Annotated in this window: 15 protein-coding genes and 1 tRNA gene; 9 read left to right on the top strand and 7 right to left on the bottom strand. The window is 68.1% G+C overall.

The annotated features are described in order from the left end of the window. Positions 1–33 precede the first annotated feature (33 nt). Together JJB11_RS23335 and galU are read left to right on the top strand one after the other, a co-directional pair. Positions 34–2,853 (top strand): valine--tRNA ligase, encoded by a 2,820-nt coding sequence (locus JJB11_RS23335; protein WP_201177274.1) that lies wholly within the window; start codon positions 34–36, stop codon positions 2,851–2,853. A 156-nt stretch (positions 2,854–3,009) separates the two neighbouring features. Continuing rightward, positions 3,010–3,903, top strand: coding sequence for a UTP--glucose-1-phosphate uridylyltransferase GalU (gene galU / locus JJB11_RS23330; RefSeq protein ID WP_201177260.1), 894 nt, complete (start codon positions 3,010–3,012; stop codon positions 3,901–3,903). Positions 3,904–3,910: 7 nt separating this feature from the next. Here the strand turns inward: galU and JJB11_RS23325 are convergent, their stop codons facing one another. Genes JJB11_RS23325 through cysM form a run of 4 tightly spaced genes read right to left on the bottom strand, consistent with a single transcriptional unit; the run spans position 3,911 to position 6,447 of the window. After that, a complete protein-coding gene (locus tag JJB11_RS23325; protein WP_201177258.1) occupies positions 3,911–4,750 on the bottom strand; it encodes an aldose epimerase family protein in 840 nt (279 codons plus the stop codon). A gap of 19 nt (positions 4,751–4,769) precedes the next feature. Beyond that, entirely contained in the window at positions 4,770–4,997 is a 228-nt protein-coding gene (locus tag JJB11_RS23320; protein WP_201177256.1) for a sulfurtransferase TusA family protein, read from the bottom strand. Next, the gene (locus JJB11_RS23315) at positions 4,997–5,533 is read right to left on the bottom strand and encodes an NUDIX hydrolase (protein WP_201177255.1); all 537 of its coding nucleotides are present in this window, start codon (positions 5,531–5,533) and stop codon (positions 4,997–4,999) included. The genes JJB11_RS23320 and JJB11_RS23315 overlap by 1 nt, the downstream gene beginning before the upstream one ends. Positions 5,534–5,544: 11 nt before the next feature. Continuing rightward, entirely contained in the window at positions 5,545–6,447 is a 903-nt protein-coding gene (cysM, locus tag JJB11_RS23310) for a cysteine synthase CysM (protein WP_201177252.1), read from the bottom strand. Positions 6,448–6,486: 39 nt separating this feature from the next. On the opposite strand from cysM, the gene JJB11_RS23305 reads away from it, so the two are divergent. Further along, positions 6,487–6,573 (top strand) — tRNA-Leu (locus JJB11_RS23305). A gap of 152 nt (positions 6,574–6,725) precedes the next feature. Here the strand turns inward: JJB11_RS23305 and JJB11_RS23300 are convergent. Further along, entirely contained in the window at positions 6,726–7,298 is a 573-nt protein-coding gene (locus JJB11_RS23300; protein WP_201177250.1) for a hypothetical protein, read from the bottom strand. A 172-nt stretch (positions 7,299–7,470) separates the two neighbouring features. Between JJB11_RS23300 and JJB11_RS23295 the strand changes: the two genes are divergently transcribed. From JJB11_RS23295 to JJB11_RS23275, 5 genes are all read left to right on the top strand, one after another. Beyond that, positions 7,471–9,720, top strand: coding sequence for a YjbH domain-containing protein (locus tag JJB11_RS23295; protein WP_201177247.1), 2,250 nt, complete (start codon positions 7,471–7,473; stop codon positions 9,718–9,720). 100 nt (positions 9,721–9,820) lie between these two features. Then, positions 9,821–10,978 (top strand): polysaccharide biosynthesis/export family protein, encoded by a 1,158-nt coding sequence (locus tag JJB11_RS23290; protein WP_201965059.1) that lies wholly within the window; start codon positions 9,821–9,823, stop codon positions 10,976–10,978. Further along, positions 10,975–11,406, top strand: coding sequence for an arsenate reductase/protein-tyrosine-phosphatase family protein (locus JJB11_RS23285; RefSeq protein ID WP_201177245.1), 432 nt, complete (start codon positions 10,975–10,977; stop codon positions 11,404–11,406). Before JJB11_RS23290 ends, JJB11_RS23285 begins: the two co-directional genes overlap by 4 nt. A 13-nt stretch (positions 11,407–11,419) precedes the next feature. Next, the gene (locus tag JJB11_RS23280; protein ID WP_201177237.1) at positions 11,420–13,669 is read left to right on the top strand and encodes a polysaccharide biosynthesis tyrosine autokinase; all 2,250 of its coding nucleotides are present in this window, start codon (positions 11,420–11,422) and stop codon (positions 13,667–13,669) included. A 216-nt stretch (positions 13,670–13,885) separates the two neighbouring features. Beyond that, on the top strand, positions 13,886–14,989 hold the full coding sequence (locus JJB11_RS23275; RefSeq protein WP_201177229.1) for an MraY family glycosyltransferase: 1,104 nt from the start codon (positions 13,886–13,888) through the stop codon (positions 14,987–14,989). 34 nt (positions 14,990–15,023) lie between these two features. Here the strand turns inward: JJB11_RS23275 and JJB11_RS23270 are convergent, their stop codons facing one another. After that, entirely contained in the window at positions 15,024–15,320 is a 297-nt protein-coding gene (locus JJB11_RS23270; RefSeq protein ID WP_242529083.1) for an H-NS histone family protein, read from the bottom strand. Further along, on the bottom strand, positions 15,317–15,490 hold the full coding sequence (locus tag JJB11_RS23265; protein ID WP_201177225.1) for a hypothetical protein: 174 nt from the start codon (positions 15,488–15,490) through the stop codon (positions 15,317–15,319). Before JJB11_RS23265 ends, JJB11_RS23270 begins: the two co-directional genes overlap by 4 nt. Between JJB11_RS23265 and JJB11_RS23260 the strand changes: the two genes are divergently transcribed. Further along, a complete protein-coding gene (locus JJB11_RS23260; protein ID WP_201177223.1) occupies positions 15,489–16,505 on the top strand; it encodes a S1C family serine protease in 1,017 nt (338 codons plus the stop codon). The two genes, JJB11_RS23265 and JJB11_RS23260, sit on opposite strands and share 2 nt — an antisense overlap. Positions 16,506–16,615: the final 110 nt, after the last annotated feature.

Raw genomic sequence — 16,615 nt, 5'->3', positions numbered from 1 at the left:
CGCCCGGTCGGCCCCGCCCCGTAAAATCCCGGGGTGAGCACCATCGAGCAACCTGGGCTGAACAGCCTCTCCAAGTCCTTCGAACCCGCGGCCATCGAGGCGCGCTGGGGTCCGCTGTGGGAACAGCGCGGCTACGCCAGGGCCGGCTATCGCGGCACCGGCCAGGCGCAGGCCGGCGCGCCGTCGTTCGCCATCCAGCTGCCTCCGCCGAACGTGACGGGCACCCTGCACATGGGGCACGCGTTCAACCAGACCATCATGGACAGCCTGACGCGCTACCACCGGATGCGCGGCGACAACACGCTGTGGGTTCCGGGCACGGACCACGCCGGCATCGCCACGCAGATCGTCGTGGAGCGCCAGCTGCAGGAGCAAGGCACGAGCCGCCACGACCTCGGGCGCGCGAAATTCGTCGAGAAGGTGTGGGAGTGGAAGGAGAAGTCCGGCAACACCATCACCACGCAGATGCGCCGCATGGGCGATAGCGTGGACTGGTCGCACGAGTACTTCACGATGGACGAGAAGCTCTCGAAGATCGTCACCGAGACCTTCGTGCAGCTGTACCGTCAGGGCCTCATCTACCGCGGCAAGCGCCTGGTGAACTGGGACCCGGAGCTCAAGACCGCGGTGTCCGACCTGGAGGTCGAGAGCGAGGAGGAGGACGGCTTCCTCTGGCACATCCGCTATGAACTCTCGGACGGCTCCGGCCACCTGACCGTCGCCACCACGCGGCCGGAGACCATGCTGGGCGACGTCGCCGTGATGGTGCATCCGGAAGACGAGCGCTACCGCCACCTCGTTGGCAAGACCGTGCGGCTGCCGCTGTGCAACCGCGAGATTCCCGTCATTGCCGACGAGTACGTCGACCGGGAGTTCGGCACGGGCGTCGTGAAGGTGACGCCGGCGCACGATGCGAACGACTACGCCGTCGGCCAGCGCCACCAGCTGCCCATCATCGGCGTGCTCACGCTGGACGCGAAGATCAACGACAACGCACCGGCCGCGTACCGGGGGCTCGACCGCTTCGAGGCCCGCCGCAAGGTCGTGGCGGACCTCGAGGCGCAAGGCCTGCTCGCCGAGACGAAGAAGCACAAGCTGATGGTGCCGCGCTGCGCGCGCACCGGCCAGGTGGTGGAGCCGATGCTCACGGACCAGTGGTTCGTCGCGATGACCAAGGTGAGCCCGCAGGACCCCACCGGCAAGTCCATCGCGCAGAAGGCGATCGATGCGGTGCAAGGCGGCGCGGTGCGCTTCGTGCCGGAGAACTGGGTCAACACCTACAACCAGTGGATGAACAACATCCAGGACTGGTGCATCTCGCGCCAGCTCTGGTGGGGCCACCAGATCCCGGCCTGGTACGACGAACAGGGCGAGGTCTACGTGGCCGAGAACGAGGCGCAGGCCCAGGCGCTGGCGCCGGGCCGCAAGCTCACGCGCGACCCCGACGTGCTGGACACCTGGTACTCCTCGGCGCTGGTGCCCTTCTCCACCCTGGGCTGGCCGGCGCAGACGCAGGACATGGACCTGTACCTGCCGTCGACCGTGCTGGTCACCGGCTACGACATCATCTTCTTCTGGGTCGCCCGGATGATCATGATGACGACGCACTTCACCGGCCGGGTGCCGTTCCGCCACGTGTACATCCACGGGCTCGTGCGCGATTCGCACGGCCGCAAGATGAGCAAGTCCGAAGGCAACGTGCTGGACCCGGTGGACCTGATCGACGGCATCGCGCTCGCGCCCTTGCTGGAGAAGCGCACCACCGGCCTGCGCAAGCCCGAGACCGCGCCGCAGGTGCGCAGGAACACCGAGAAGGAGTTTCCGCAGGGCATCCCGCCCTACGGCGCCGACGCGCTGCGCTTCACGTTCGCGGCGCTCGCGACCCTGGGCCGGTCCATCAACTTCGACGCGAAGCGCTGCGAGGGGTATCGCAATTTCTGCAACAAGCTCTGGAACGCCACTCGCTTCGTGCTGATGAATTGCGAGGGCCACGACCTGACGGAGCAGGACGCATCGCTGACGCCGGCGGACCGCTGGATCGTCTCGCTGCTGCAGAAGGCGGAGGCCGACGTGGCCAAGGGCTTCGCCGAATACCGCCTCGACAATGTCGCCAGTGCGATCTACCAGTTCGTGTGGGACGAGTACTGCGACTGGTACCTGGAAATCGCGAAGGTGCAGATCCAGGTGGGCGACGCCGCGCAGCAGCGCGGCACGCGGCGCACGCTGATCCGCGTGCTCGAGGCCATCCTGCGACTGGCGCACCCGGTCATCCCGTTCATCACCGAGGAGCTCTGGCAGAAGGTCGCGCCCGTTGCGGGCAAGAGCGGGCCGTCGGTCAGCGTGGCGCCGTTTCCCGAGAGCAATTCGGCCAACGTGAGCCCCGAAGCCGAAGCCTGGATGGCGAAGCTCAAGGCGGTGGTCGACGCCTGCCGCAACCTGCGCGGCGAGATGAACGTCTCGCCCTCCACGCGCCTGCCGGCCTATGTCGTGGGCGATGCAGACTTCATCCGCGAGGCCGCCGCGGTGCTGCAGGCGCTGGCGAAGCTGAGCGAAGTGAAGGTGTTCGACGACGAAGCCGCATGGGCCGCGGCGGCCCAGGCCGCGCCGGTGGCAGTGGCAGGGGACGCGCGCCTGTGTCTTTACATGGAGATCGACGCGGCGGCGGAGAAGCAGCGCCTGGCCAAGGAGGAAAAGCGGCTCGATGGCGAACTCGCGAAGGCGAACGCGAAGCTGGCGAACGAGGCCTTCGTGGCCAAGGCGCCCCCCGCCGTGATCGAGCAGGAGCGCAAGCGCATCGCCGAATTCACCGCCGCCCTGGAGAAGATCCGCGGGCAGCTGAAGCGGCTGGGCTGATCGGGGCCGGGTTCGCCGCGCGCACCCGGAACGAACACCCTCGAGCGGGGGAAATTGGAGGACGATCGTTCCCCGTTTCCACCACGCACGCCCGTTCTTCAGCAAAATGCACGATCGTGCCTGTCCAGGCACTCCCGCATCAACACACAGGCGTCGATGAAAAAGTTCACACATGTCAACAAAGCGGTGTTCCCGGTGGCCGGACTCGGGACGCGATTCCTTCCTGCGACCAAGGCCCAGCCCAAGGAGATGCTGCCGATCGTCGACAAGCCCCTGATCCAGTACGCGGTCGAGGAAGCGTACGAAGCGGGCATCCGCCACATGATCTTCGTCACCGGCCGCAACAAGCGCGCGATCGAGGACCACTTCGACACCGCGTACGAGCTCGAGACGGAACTCGAGGCGAACGGCAAGGACGAGCTGCTCTCGCTGGTGCGCTCGCTGGCCCCTTCGGACATGGACTGCTCGTATGTGCGGCAGCCCCGCTCGCTCGGCCTGGGCCATGCCGTGCTCTGCGCGCGGCACATCGTCCGCAACGACCCCTTCGCGGTGCTGCTGGCCGACGACCTGATGGTGGGCGCCGACGGCGGTCCCGGCGTGCTGACGCAGATGGTCGAAGTCTTCAAGGAAGTGCAGACGTCGGTGCTCGCCGTGCAGGAAGTGCCGCTGGAGCACGTGAAGCGCTACGGCATCGTGGCCGGCGACACCGTGGGCGAGCGACTGGTCAAGGTGCGCACGATGGTGGAGAAGCCGTCGCCCGACAAGGCGCCTTCGCGGCTGGGCGTGGCCGGCCGCTACGTGCTCACGCCGACCGTGTTCGATTGCATCGCCAACCAGCCGCGCGGCAGCGGCGGCGAGATCCAGCTCACCGACGGCATCGCGCAATTGATCCCTACCGAGGGCGTGCACGCCTACCGCTACGAAGGCAGGCGCTACGACTGCGGCAGCAAGATCGGCTTCCTCGAAGCCTCGGTCGCGTTCGCGCTGAAGCACGACGAGGTGGGCGCCGATTTCCGCGAATACCTGCGCTCACTCGACCTGAAAGGCTGAACGCCGGTCAGCCAGGCTCTCCGAGATCGACGCGCTGGGTTCCGCGCCAGGTCTTGCCTGGCGCGAGCTCGATCGGCTGCGCAATCGCGCCCGCCTCGACGCAAAGCATGCGCGTCCAGTCCTGCGCGGGCAGGTCGCCGAGGGTTGCGGCCTTGGCCGGCCCCGGGTTCCACACCACCACGTCCACGAAGCCGGTTTGCGAGATGCGGCGCTCGGGCGTGCCGGGTGCACGCAGGACCAGGGTCCGGTCCGCCGCGCGGTAGACGCGGTCGATCTCGCTGCCGTCGAAGCCCAGTGCCGGCGCCGGCTCGCGGTGCACGCTGCCCGCCCGCACCATGTCTTCGTAGTCCAGCCCCTGGAGTCCCTCCAGGCTCGCCGAGCGCAGGTCGGGGAGCTGGAAGTACGTGTGGAGCGCCGCAGTGAAGCTCCAGCTGGTGCGGCCCGTATTGGCCACCTGCAGCTGCAGTTCCAGCCAGCGCGGGCCGAGGCGCACCACCAGCACGAGGCAGTAGGCGCGATCGCCGGCGACCATGCTGGAATCGAGCTGGAACCGCGCTTGCGCCACCTCGGCCTGCGGCGCCGGCGCGGTCACGAGCATCCACCGGCTGGTGCGGGCGAAGCCGTGCTTGGGCAAGGGCCCGCGGTTGGAGAACTGCGGAAAACAGATCGGCACGCCGCCCCGCACGGCCACCCCCTCGCCCGGATGCGACAGCGGGCTCAGGTAGATCAGCTCCCCCGTGCCGGCCGGCCGCCACGACAGCAGCTGGCCGCCGTGGACGCTGACGACGGCCTCGTCGCCCGAGGCATTGAGCAGCTTCAGCGGCGCGAGGGGATGGGTGCCGTCCACGGAACGAAGGTCGGCGCGCTCAACGCCGCCGCAGCACGTGCATGTACTCGGCGCCGACGGTCTGCTGCTCCACGAGCTCGTTGCCGGTCTGCCGCGAGAAGGCCTGGAAGTCGCGCACCGAGCCGCTGTCGGTCGAGACCACCTTGAGCAGCTGGCCGCTCTGCATGTCCGCCAGGGCCTTCTTGGCCTTCAGGATCGGCAGCGGGCAGTTCAGCCCGCGCGTGTCGATTTCCTTGTCGATGTCCATCAGGTCTCCTCGCGCGGGCGCGGGAACTCCATGTATTGGGGCTCGTAGCCCCGGCTGCGCAACCAGTCCGCCAGCGCGTGGCCCGTGCCCGCCGGCCAGCACCGCACCTGGTCGTACGCGAACAGGCGGTACTCCGCGAGTTCCGCAGACAAGCGCACCTCGCCCTCGCACTCCGCATGGTAGGCGATGATCACCTGGTTCATGCGCGGGAAGTCGTAGACGCCGATCAGGTCGAGCGCGGTCGCGCGCAGGTTGGTCTCCTCCGCGATCTCGCGCGCTATGCCTTCGTGCGGCGTCTCGCCGGCTTCCATGAAGCCGGTGATCAGCGCGAACATCTTGCCCTTCCAGGCCGCGTTGCGCGCAAGCAGGATGCGGTCCTGGTACTGCACGACCGCGGCGAGCACGGGCGTCGGGTTGTTCCAGTGCGTCCATTGGCAAGCGGGACAGCGCAGCCGCTCCTTGCTGCCGCCGTCCTCCTGCTGCGCGATCCACGCGAGCGGCGTGGCGCACTGCGGACAGAAACGATACTCGCTCATGGGCCGCCGTCTCAGGCCGGGAACACGCCGGTGGAAAGATAGCGGTCGCCGCGATCGCACACGACGAACACGATGGTCGCGTTCTCCACCTGCCGGGCGACCTGTTGCGCCACCCAGCAAGCGCCGGCGGCGGAAATGCCGGCGAAGATGCCCTCTTCGCGGGCGAGGCGGCGGCACATGTCCTCCGCGTCTTCCTGGCTGACCAGCACGGTTTCGTCGACGGCCGTCGGGTCGTAGATCGCCGGCATGTACGCCTGCGGCCACTTGCGGATGCCGGGGATGCGCGAGCCTTCGCTCGGCTGGGCGCCGATGATGCGCACCGCGGGATTCTTCTCCTTCAGGAAGCGAGACACGCCCGTGATCGTGCCCGTGGTGCCCATCGCGCTGACGAAATGCGTGATCCGGCCGCCCGTCTGCTCCCACAGTTCGGGCCCGGTCGTCTCGTAGTGGATGCGGGGATTGTCGGCATTCGCGAACTGGTCCAGCACGCGGCCCTTGCCCTCGCGCTGCATGTTCTCCGCGAGGTCGCGGGCGTATTCCATGCCGCCGCTCTTGGGCGTGAGCAGCAGCTCGGCGCCGAATGCCTTCATGGTCTGCGCCCGCTCGATCGAGAGGTCCTCGGGCATGATCAGCACCATGCGGTAGCCCAGGATGGCGGCTGCCATCGCGAGCGCGATGCCGGTGTTGCCCGAAGTCGCTTCGATGAGCGTGTCACCGGGCTTGATCTCGCCGCGCTCCTGCGCCCGGCGGATCATCGAGAGGGCAGGCCTATCCTTCACCGAGCCCGCGGGATTGTTGCCTTCCAGTTTGCCGAGGATCACGTTGCCGCGTTGCTTGTTCTCGCTCGCGCCGATCCGCTGCAATGCGACCAGTGGGGTGTGGCCGATCGCGTCTTCGATCGTGGGGTATTGCATGGTCTCACTGTGCCATAATTTCAGATTCCCCTTCTCGCTGCCGGAGTGGCGAAATCGGTAGACGCAGCAGACTCAAAATCTGCCGGTGGCAACACCGTCCCGGTTCGATTCCGGGCTCCGGCACCAGCGCTCTTCGCCCAGCAGAATGGCGAAGGCACTCACCCATTCATCCAGCATCCCTCGGGCCCGCAGCCGCGCGACACCGTGGTCGGTGCAGACTTTCGTCCGCATGAAGAATGCCCGCATGCAGCGGGCATTCCGGTGGGTTCGTGAGCCGCTCAGGCGCCGGTCACCGGCGTCAGGGCCGCGGTGCCCACGGACACGTTGTTGACCAGGATCCGGCCGTCCGCAGTGACGGCGACCGTCACCGTCACCGTTGCCGAGGCCGCGCCATCCAGCACGAGCTCCGCTTGCTGGCTCTGCTGGCTGCTGTCGGCGGGCTGACCCTTGGTCAGGACCAGGAGCTGGCAGTTGGTGACCGTCACCGTGTTGCCGTTGACGAGCGGACCGGAAGTGAAGGTCGAGCTGGTGACCTTGAAGTGACAGGACCCGAACGACATCGTGCCGCTCGCGGTGTTGCTGCCGGATGCGACCTGGAAGCTGTTGGACGCGCCTAGCGTCAACGCGGTGGCGCCGGACGTGCCGAAGTCGGCCACGCCGCTGGCGAAGTTGAAGGACTTGCCGGTGACCGAGCTCGTGACGGTCTGGCCGTTGCTGGCGTCCATCGCGATGGTGGTGTTGGACGCAGCGACCTGCGCCGTCGATCCCCCACCGCCACCGCCACCGCCACCGCAGGCGGTGAGCGTGGCAGCCATGGCGAGTGCGGCAAGGATCGGAATCAGTTTCTTCATGTCTTCAATCTGTGGTTCGGGTCACGGCAGGCGCCGTGGATGCGGGACTGAAGAGTACCTCATGTGTATCCACCGGTAAACAAAGCAAGCAACCGATTGACGACGACTCCGCCAAATGGCCGGGCAGGTGTGGTGCAGTCAGCTCATCCGCACGAGTAAGATGCGCGGCCCCATGAAGCACCTCGCCCTCTTCGCAGCCGCAGGCACGGCCGCGGCACTGGCCGCATTCCCCGCTGCCGCCGTGGAGGCGACGATGACTTCCGGGGGCTTCACGGGCATGGGGCTCACGCCCGACGCGCGGCTCGTCGGATGGGGCCGCCTCGATCTCGTCTACGACCACCAGTTGCCCGGCGCTGCCAATCCGGCGGGGCACAACGTGGTGACGGGCTTCGGCTTCTTTCCCAACCTGGAGTTCGGCGCACGCGTCGCCGCCAACTCGCCGCTGCAGGCGAACTGCTTCCTCGAGCCCTGCGGCGGCCTGCGCGACCTCTCCGCTTCCGCGAAGGCGGCGATCGGACTGGACGCACGCAACCGCTTCTTCATCGCGGCGGGGGCCACCGATGTCGGCGGCCAGGCGACCAACTTCCGCAGCTACTACGGCGTGCTCACGTACCTGGACGACGCCTTCGAGATCAGCGGCGGCCTCGCGAATCGGATCACCACCGGCACGCAGGCGACGCGCTCGCCGCTAGCCGGGCCCTTCGCATCGGCAGCGTGGCAGCCCCTGCCCTGGATGCGCGGGCACATCGAGTACACGGACCACAACGCCTGGGCCGGCGTGCGCATGTTCGCGCCTTCGTCGTGGCTGCCGCAAGGGTGGTCCGCGCACATTGGCGCCGATGTGCGCCTGACGGACACCACGCTCTCACAGCGCAGCTGGTTCAGCGCCGGGCTGTCGATCCCGCTGTACAAGGTCCCGAACGGGCCGACCGCTCGCCTCCCGGCGCCCTTGCCCGAACTGGCGGAGGGCCAGCGGCCGCTGCCCACCTACGAGGCGCGCATGCCGCCCGCAGGCGGCGTCGCCGTGAGCCCGGCACCGCAACCGCCCGCGCCTGCCAACGATCCGCTGCGACCGGGCGCCCCCCCGAGTCCGCCGGCTCCCGCGCGAGCCGTGGCTGGCCCCGACCTCTCGACGGCCACACTCGAAGCGTTGGCCGAGCGGCTGCGGCAGCAGGGGCTGGAAGACATCTGGGTGGGCCGCATGCCGGACCGCTCGGTGGCAGTGCGGGTGAACAACGCCACCTACAACTGGAACGCGGTCGACGCGCTGGGCGTCGCGCTCGGCGCCGTTTCCCACACGCTGGGGGAAACGCGCACGGCGTACCGCCTCGTTCTCACGCAGCGGCAGGTGCCGCTCGTGGCGGTCACCGGGGAAGCGGACTGCCTGCGGCAGTGGATCGCGCTGGCAACGCCGGCGTGCCCGGCGGGCGAACTCTCCACGCCCGGGACGACCTCCCCAGCGGCGCTGCAGGCCGGGGCCGAGTGGGTGGTGCAGCGACTGCAACCCAGCTGGAAGACGCTGCGCGTGGGCCTCACGCCGGTACTGCGCACGAACGTCGCCACCGAAGTCGGCACGCTCGACTACGCCGCAGGCATCGGCGCGAACGTCAGCCTGCCCTTGTGGGCGGGTGCGAGCGCCGACTGGCGCGTCACCGCTGAACTCGCGCGCAGCGACGACTACGCACCGGGTGGCGTGTTCTACAACCGGCACATTCCGAACGACACGGAGAGCCTGGCGCTGACGCAGACCCTGGCCCTGCCCCTCGCGAACTGGCTGGCGCGCGGCGACGAGGTGGCGGTGCGCAACGCCGGCCTCGCGGCGGCCTCCGCCCAGGTCGCCGCGGGTCGTTTCGGCTACCACTTCGACGGCGTGAACGCCTCCCTGCGCTGGGAGCCGGGAGAGGGTCGGCATCGCGTGACCGCCGCTGCCGGCTGGATGCGCAACGACGATTTCGGCCGGGTCGCGGGCGAACCGGAGAAGGCGACGCCGCTGCTGCTTTCCTATCGCTACGACGTCGCCGCGACGCGCACGTACATCGAGGCCACTGCAGGCCAGTTCATGTTCGGCGACCGCGGCGGCATGATCGGCCTGCGCCAGTGGTTCGGCGACGTGTCGGTACAGCTTTACTACCGTCGCACGAACTTCGGATCCACCGGCACCCGGAGCATGGCCGGACTGGAATTCACCGTGCCGATCGGCCCGCGCCGGGACATGAACCCGTCGCTGTTCCAGGTGACGGGCACGCCCCGCTTCTCGCATGCGGTGGAAACCACGGTCGGCAGCCGGCAGAACGTGGTGAGTTCCGGCTACGGAGTTCAGCCGCCGGTGCCCGGTCTCGACGCGGTCTTCAACTCCGACCGAGCGAGCCTCGTGTACTTCGAGGACAACATCCGTCGCATTCGCGATGCGGCGAGATGGTGATTTCCGATGAGGATTCCACAGATGCCGCTGGCGTTCCGCGAGCGACGATCCATGCGTGTTCATTCAGTTACAGTCTCCGGTTGACAAGAGAATAGAAGACATGGACCAGATGAAGCTTCGCCGGCTCGTCCCCTGGACGATGCTCGCGTGCGCGCTGCTGCTGCACGGATGCGCCGTCGTCACGGCGCCCGGTTTCGACTACGTGGACACGAAGGACCGCTCCAGCGTGACGCTGGGGCAGTACGTGCCCGCGGACCCGGATCATCCGCCCGCCGGCATGGTGACGCCGATCACGCCCGCGCTCGTGCAGGCGCAGTATCGGGCGCGGCCGACTGGCGTGCCGCCGCAGGTCCAGGCGCTGTTCGGAGAGCCGGCGCCCTACACGATCGGCCCGAGCGACGTGGTCAGCGTCGTCGTGTACGACCACCCGGAGCTGCTGCCCCTCGGTGGCCAGGTCATCGCCCAGTCCACCGACCCCACGGGCATTACCAGCGCGCCCGGCTTCATCGTGGACGCGAGCGGCTCCATTTCGTTCCCGTACGCGGGGCGGCTGAAGGTCGGCGGCCTGACCGAGATCGAGGCGGGCGAACTGGTGGCATCGCGCATCCAGCGCGTGATCAAGGATCCGCAGGTGACGGTGCGGATCAGCTCCTTTCGCAGCCGCCGCGCCTACGTCGAAGGCGAGGTGCGCGCCCCCGGCATGCAGATCTTCACCGACGTGCCGATGACGCTGCCGGAAGCGATCAATCGTGCCGGCGGCATCACGCCAGCCGGCGACCGCTCGTTCGTCACGCTCACGCGCGACAACCGCACCACGATCATCGACCTGATCGCGCTGCAGGACGCCAACGTGAACCCGGCGCGCATCCTGCTGCACAACGGCGACCAGGTGACGGTGCGCAATCGCGACGAGAGCAAGGTGTACGTCATGGGCGAGATCCTGCGCCCCTCCGCGTTGATCATGCACAACGGCCGCCTCACGCTGAACGAGGCTCTGGGCGAAGCCGGAGGGCCCAGCCTGGGCACCGCGAACACCGGGCAGATCTACGTGATCCGCAACCAGGGCGACGGCTCCCCGGCCGTGTTCCACCTGAACGCCGACAACCCCAGCGCCCTCGCGCTGGCGGAGAACTTCTCGCTGCGCCCGCGCGACGTGGTCTACATCGACCCGGTGCCGCTGGTGCAGTGGAACCGCATCATCAACCTCATCCTGCCCAGCGCGCAGGCCGCGAACCTGGGACGGAGCCTGGTCCAGTGAAGAACCTGCTGGTCCTGTGCGAAGGCAACATCTGCCGCAGCCCGATGGCCGCCGGCCTGTTGTCGGCACGCCTGCCGCAGTTCGCGACGCGGTCCGCGGGGCTCGGCGCGCTGGTCGGCGAGCCGGCGGACCCGCTGGCCGTCTCGCTGCTGCAGGCGCGTGGCATCGACATCAGCGGCCATCGTGCGGTGCAGGTCACGCGCAAGATGTGCCTGGACTCGGATGTCGTCCTGGTGATGGACCGCGCCCAGCGCAAGCGGCTCGAAGAGCTGTACCCGGAGTCCCGCGGCCGCGTGTTCCGCCTCGGCGAGTTCACCGACCAGGACATCCCCGACCCCTATCGCCTGCCGGAACGCGCATTCCGGCATGCGCTGGAACTGATCGACGCCGGCGTCGAGCGGTGGCTCCAGCGCATCGAACGACTGTGAGCAGCGACCCCTCATGAACGCCCCGCACCCGTTTCAGAACCAGCTCGTGCCCGCCGCGGCGGTGCCGCTGGAGGAAGACGAGGGCATCAACCTCGTCGAGTACTGGGACATCGTCGTCGACAACCGATGGTTGATCGGCGCCCTCGTCCTGCTGACGCTGGTGCTCGGAAGCACCTACGCGCTGCTCGCCCGGCCCGTCTACGAAGCCAACCTGCTGGTGCAGGTCGAGGACAACTCGGCGAACGCCAAGGACATCCTGGGCCAGGCGGCGGGCCTGTTCGACACGAAGACGGCCACGACCGCGGAGATCGAAATCATCCGCTCGCGGCTGGTGATCGGCAAGGCGGTCGACAACGCGCGCCTGTACATCAGCGCGCGCCCGCGCTACCTGCCGGTCTTCGGCGCGGCGCTTGCCCGCCACTCCCAGGGACTTTCCGACCCCGGCCTGTTCGGTTTCGGCGGCTACGTGACCGGCCGGGAGGCTATCGACGTGCCCGAGTTCACGGTGCCGGAGGCGCTGGAAGGCACCCCGTTCCGCCTGACTGCGGGAGCGAACGGCCAGTACACGCTGACCCACCCGGACCTGCCGGATGTCCACGGCGTGGTCGGCGTGAGACTCGAGGCGGTCACGCCCGCCGGGCCGGTGAAGCTGCTGGTCGCCACCCTGGCGGGCCGGCCGGGAGCGCAGTTCGTCCTCGTGCGCCGCTCGCGGCTGGCGGCCATCGAGGAGCTGCAGCAGTTGCTGAAGCTCGCCGAGAAGGGCCGGCAGTCGGGGATCATCGAGGCCACCCTGCGCGGCGCCGACCCCGAGCTGATCACGCAGGTGCTCAACGAGATCGGCAAGGAGTACGTTCACCAGAACGTGGAACGCAAGGCCGCGGAAGCGCAGAAGACGCTGGCCTTCCTCGACGTGCAGATGCCGCAGTTGAAGAAGCAGTTGAACCAGGCGGAAGAGAACTTCACGCGCTATCGCAACGAGAAGGGCACGGTGTCGCTCGACGACGAGGCCAAGCTGATCCTGACCGAGAGCGTCGACCTCCAGGGCAAGCTGGTGGATGCGCAACAGAAGCGGCGCGAGCTGATCGCCCGCTTCACGCCGGAACACCCCTCGGTGAAGACGCTGGACGCGCAGATCGCCGCCTGGAACGCGGAGCTGGAGCGCCTGAACTCGCGCATCCGCCGGCTCCCCAACGTGCAGCAGGACGCGCTGCGCCTGCAGCGCGACGTGCAGGTGAACAACGACCTGTACCTGCAACTGCGCAACTCGGCGCTGCAGCTCCAGCTGGTGCGCGAGGGCAAGATCGGCAACGTGCGCGTCATCGACGCGGCGGCGCGGCCCGAGGAACCGGTCGGCCCCAATCGCCTGGGCATCGTCGGTGTCGCGACGGTGCTGGGCCTCGTCGGCGGGATCATGCTGGCACTGGCCCGCAATGCCTTCTTCCGCGGCGTGCGCAACTCGCAGGAAATCGAGGCGGTCACGGGGATGAACGTCTACAGCACGATCCCCTTGTCCACGATCCAGGCGGAACTGGCGCGCAACATCGCGGAGCGGCGCCCGGGCGTGCACCTGCTGGCGCTCGTCGCTCCCGACGATCCCGCCGTCGAGAGCTTGCGCAGCCTGCGCACCGCGCTGCAGTTCGCGATGCTGGATTCCAAGTCCAATCGCATCATCATCACGGGCGCGACGCCCGGGGTCGGCAAGAGCTTCGCGTCGGCCAATTTCGCGGCGCTGCTGGCGAGCACGGGCAAGCGCGTGCTGCTGATCGACGCGGACCTGCGCAAGGGCTACCTCAACCAGTACTTCGGCGTTCCACGCGCGAAGGGATTTTCGGAGTTGATCATCGGCAGCCTGCAGCCCGAGCAGGTCATCCGCCGGGACCTGACTCCCTCCCTGGACCTGATCACCACCGGCACTTTGCCGCCCAACCCGGCAGAACTGATGATGAGCTCGTCGGTTGCCTCGGTGCTGGAGCGCCTTTCCGTCGATTACGACCTGGTCATCATCGACACGGCGCCGGTGCTGGTTGCCGCGGATACGGCAGCGCTCGCGGTGCATGCCGGGACCGTGCTGCTGGTGGCGCGCGCCGAGACGACGCAACTGGGCGAACTGCAGGAATGCGCAAAGCGGCTCACGCACGCGGGACGCAGCGTCACGGGCGTGCTGCTGAACGCCCTGGACTTCACCCGCCGCCACTACGGCAGCTATGCCTACCGGCACGGCGGCTACAGGTACACGCACTACAAGTACACGCCACAGCGCTAGGAACGCAGCAGGTCTGCGAGGGGACGCGTCGATCGACCCTTGCGGGCAATGCGCGGTCGCGTTGACCTCTGTGCACGGTCCATTGGTAGCAAAGTATCCGTTTTGAGGGGATCGCATTCGCCCGCCATCGGGCGGCTTGCCTCAGCGGCCAGCTTGCAATAAAGTGCGTCTTCCTGTCACATTTTGTGCCACAGGCAAGCAGTAAAGAGGACCCCCTTGCTTCCTGCCCACCCGTTCATCCCCGCCGTGGCGGCGCTTGCCGGCTCCTTCGTGCTGGCCCAGGGGCTGGTGCTGAGCGCTCACAAGCACGGCCACCTGACGATGGACCTGCCGCAGGGAGTGCAGAAATTTCACTGCAATCCGACGCCACGCATCGGCGGCATCGCGATCTATGTGGCGATGGTCGTCGCCTGGATGCTCATCCAGTCGCCGGATGAAAACAAGCTGATGTCCGTCCTGCTGCTGGCCGGCATGCCGGCACTGCTGGGCGGCTTGACCGAAGACGTCACCAAGCGCGTGAGCGTCCGCTCGCGCCTGCTGCTCACCATGGGCAGCGGTGCGCTCGCGGCCCTGTGGACCGGCACCGGCCTCACCCGTGTGGACATGGGGGTCGCGGACTACCTGCTGTCCTTCTGGCCCGTTGCCGTGCTCTTCACCGCCTTCGCGGTCGGCGGCGTGGCGAATGCGATCAACATCATCGACGGCTTCCACGGGCTCGCGAGCGGCACCTTGATCATCTCCTCGCTGGCGCTGTCCGCGATCGCACTGTCCCTCGGGGACGTGCCGCTCGCAACGGTGTCGCTGGTGCTGGCAGGCGCGATGGCCGGCTTCTGGCTCGTCAATTTCCCGTGGGGCAAGCTGTTCCTGGGCGACGGCGGGGCCTACTTCTCCGGATTCGCGCTGGCGTGGCTCTCCGTCGAACTGCTGTCACGGCACCCGAACGTGACGCCGTGGGCGAGCGTGCTCCTGTGCGGCTATCCGACGGTGGAAGTCCTGTACAGCGTGGTGCGGCGCAGCCGCGGCCGGCTCTCCCCTGGACAGCCGGATCGCCGCCATCTGCACAGCCTGGTCGCGACACACCTCGTGCAGCCCCGGCTGGGCGCCTTGCCGCCCAACCTCGCCAACGCGGCGGTCTCGGTGGTGATGTGGATCTGTGCGATCGTTCCCGTGCTGCCTGCGATCTTCTTCAGCAACCGGGGCGACATCCTGTTCCCGGCGCTGCTCCTGTGCGTCCTCGCGTACCACCTGTTCTACCGCTGGGTGGCCATCCCCGCTGCGCCGCAGGCCGTTGCCGACGCAGCCGAGGAAGTGGGCATCTGAGCCCCGCCGCAGCGGGCTGCGCAGGGTCCTGGCGCTAGCCCTTCACTGCGAATTCTTCCAGGTTGCGGCCTTGCTGCAGCGCCTGCGTGACCCACTGCGGCTTGCGCCCGCGGCCGCCTGACCAGGTCTCGCCGTTCGGGCCGCGGTACTTCACGACCGCCTTGTTCTTCGGCCGGTTCCTGCCCGGACCCGCGGATTTCGCGAGCCCCAGGTCTTCCGCCGTCAATCCGTACAAATCGATTTTCCGCTTGATGTCGGCCACCGCGTCGGTGATTTCCTGTTCGCGCATTCTTTCGGCTTCCGCCAAAAGCTTTTCGGCCTGCTCTTTCAATTCGAGATAAGTCGCCACGGAATATCCTTGTCGAAGTGGTGCGGCGCATTATGCAAAAACGGCGGCGCGCGCGGCCCGGCAAACCCGTGCAGGCAGGGTTCCCCTTGGGCCAATTGCGGGCGGAATTGCCGCGTCGCATCCTGATTTCCATTCACCTGGGAAGTCGTCATGCCACTCGCGTCCGCGGCCTGCCGCCTGGCCGGCATCCTCCTGCTCGCTGTCCTGCGCGCCGCGCACGCCGGCCGCCTGCCGCCCCAGGCGGCAGCCGACGCGATCACCCACGCCATGCAAGCGGTGGTGGGCCTGCAGGTCACCGTCGCCGAAGACGCGCGCTCCGCCGACACCCTCGGAGAGGAGCGCGAAGGTTCGGGTGTGGTGATCGGCCCCGACGGCCTCATCCTCACCATCGGCTACCTGATCATCGAGGCCGACACCATCCAGGTCACCACGAGCGACAACCGCGTGCTGCCGGCGCGCGCGGTCGGCTACGACCAGGCCACCGGCTTCGGGCTGGTGCGACCTGTGCTGCCGCTGCGCGGCATCGAGCCCGTGACGCTCGGCACGGCACGCGGACTGCCGGAACGGACATCGCTGCTGGCTGCCACTGGAGGCGAGGATGGCCGTGCGGAGCTCATCGAGCTGGTGTCCACGCGCCCGTTCTCCGGCTATTGGGAATACCACATCGATGGCGCGCTCTTCGCGACGCCGCCGCTGCGCAATCACAGTGGCGCGCCGCTGTTCAACGCGAGCGGCGAGCTCGTGGGCATCGGCAGCCTGTTCGTCGGGAACGCCCGCGGCGATCGCCGCCAGGTGCCCGGCAACATGTTCGTCCCCGTCGACCTGCTCAAGCCCATCCTGGGCGAAATGCAGCAAACGGGAACGACGAGCATGGGGCACCGGCCTTGGCTGGGGCTCACGTCGACCGAGCAAGAGGGTCGCATCCGCATTGTGCGCGTGCATCAGGACAGTCCCGCGGAGGAAGCGGGGCTCGTGCCCGGCGACATCGTGCTGGCCGTCGATGGCGAGAAGGTCGGCACGCTCGAATCCTTCTACAAGAAGCTGTGGGCGCGCCCGGAACCGGAGAGTGAGGTGCAACTCACGGTGCAGCACGGCGGAAAGATCGTGGAGCTGACGGTGCATGCCGTGGATCGGCTCAAGACCATGCGCAAGCCGGCCGGTATCTGATCCTGTCATCGCACACTTCCTGCGGATAAGCCCTGAGACGCAAGCGCCTCGCACGGCGTAGCCTGTGCACACCACATTCGCCAGGGGAGTGGAATGAGGGCCGAAGATCC

It is taken from the genome of Ramlibacter ginsenosidimutans, from assembly GCF_016654015.1.
In the GTDB taxonomy this organism is placed as follows: domain Bacteria; phylum Pseudomonadota; class Gammaproteobacteria; order Burkholderiales; family Burkholderiaceae_C; genus Ramlibacter; species Ramlibacter ginsenosidimutans.
This window is presented reverse-complemented; position numbering and strand designations above follow the sequence as displayed.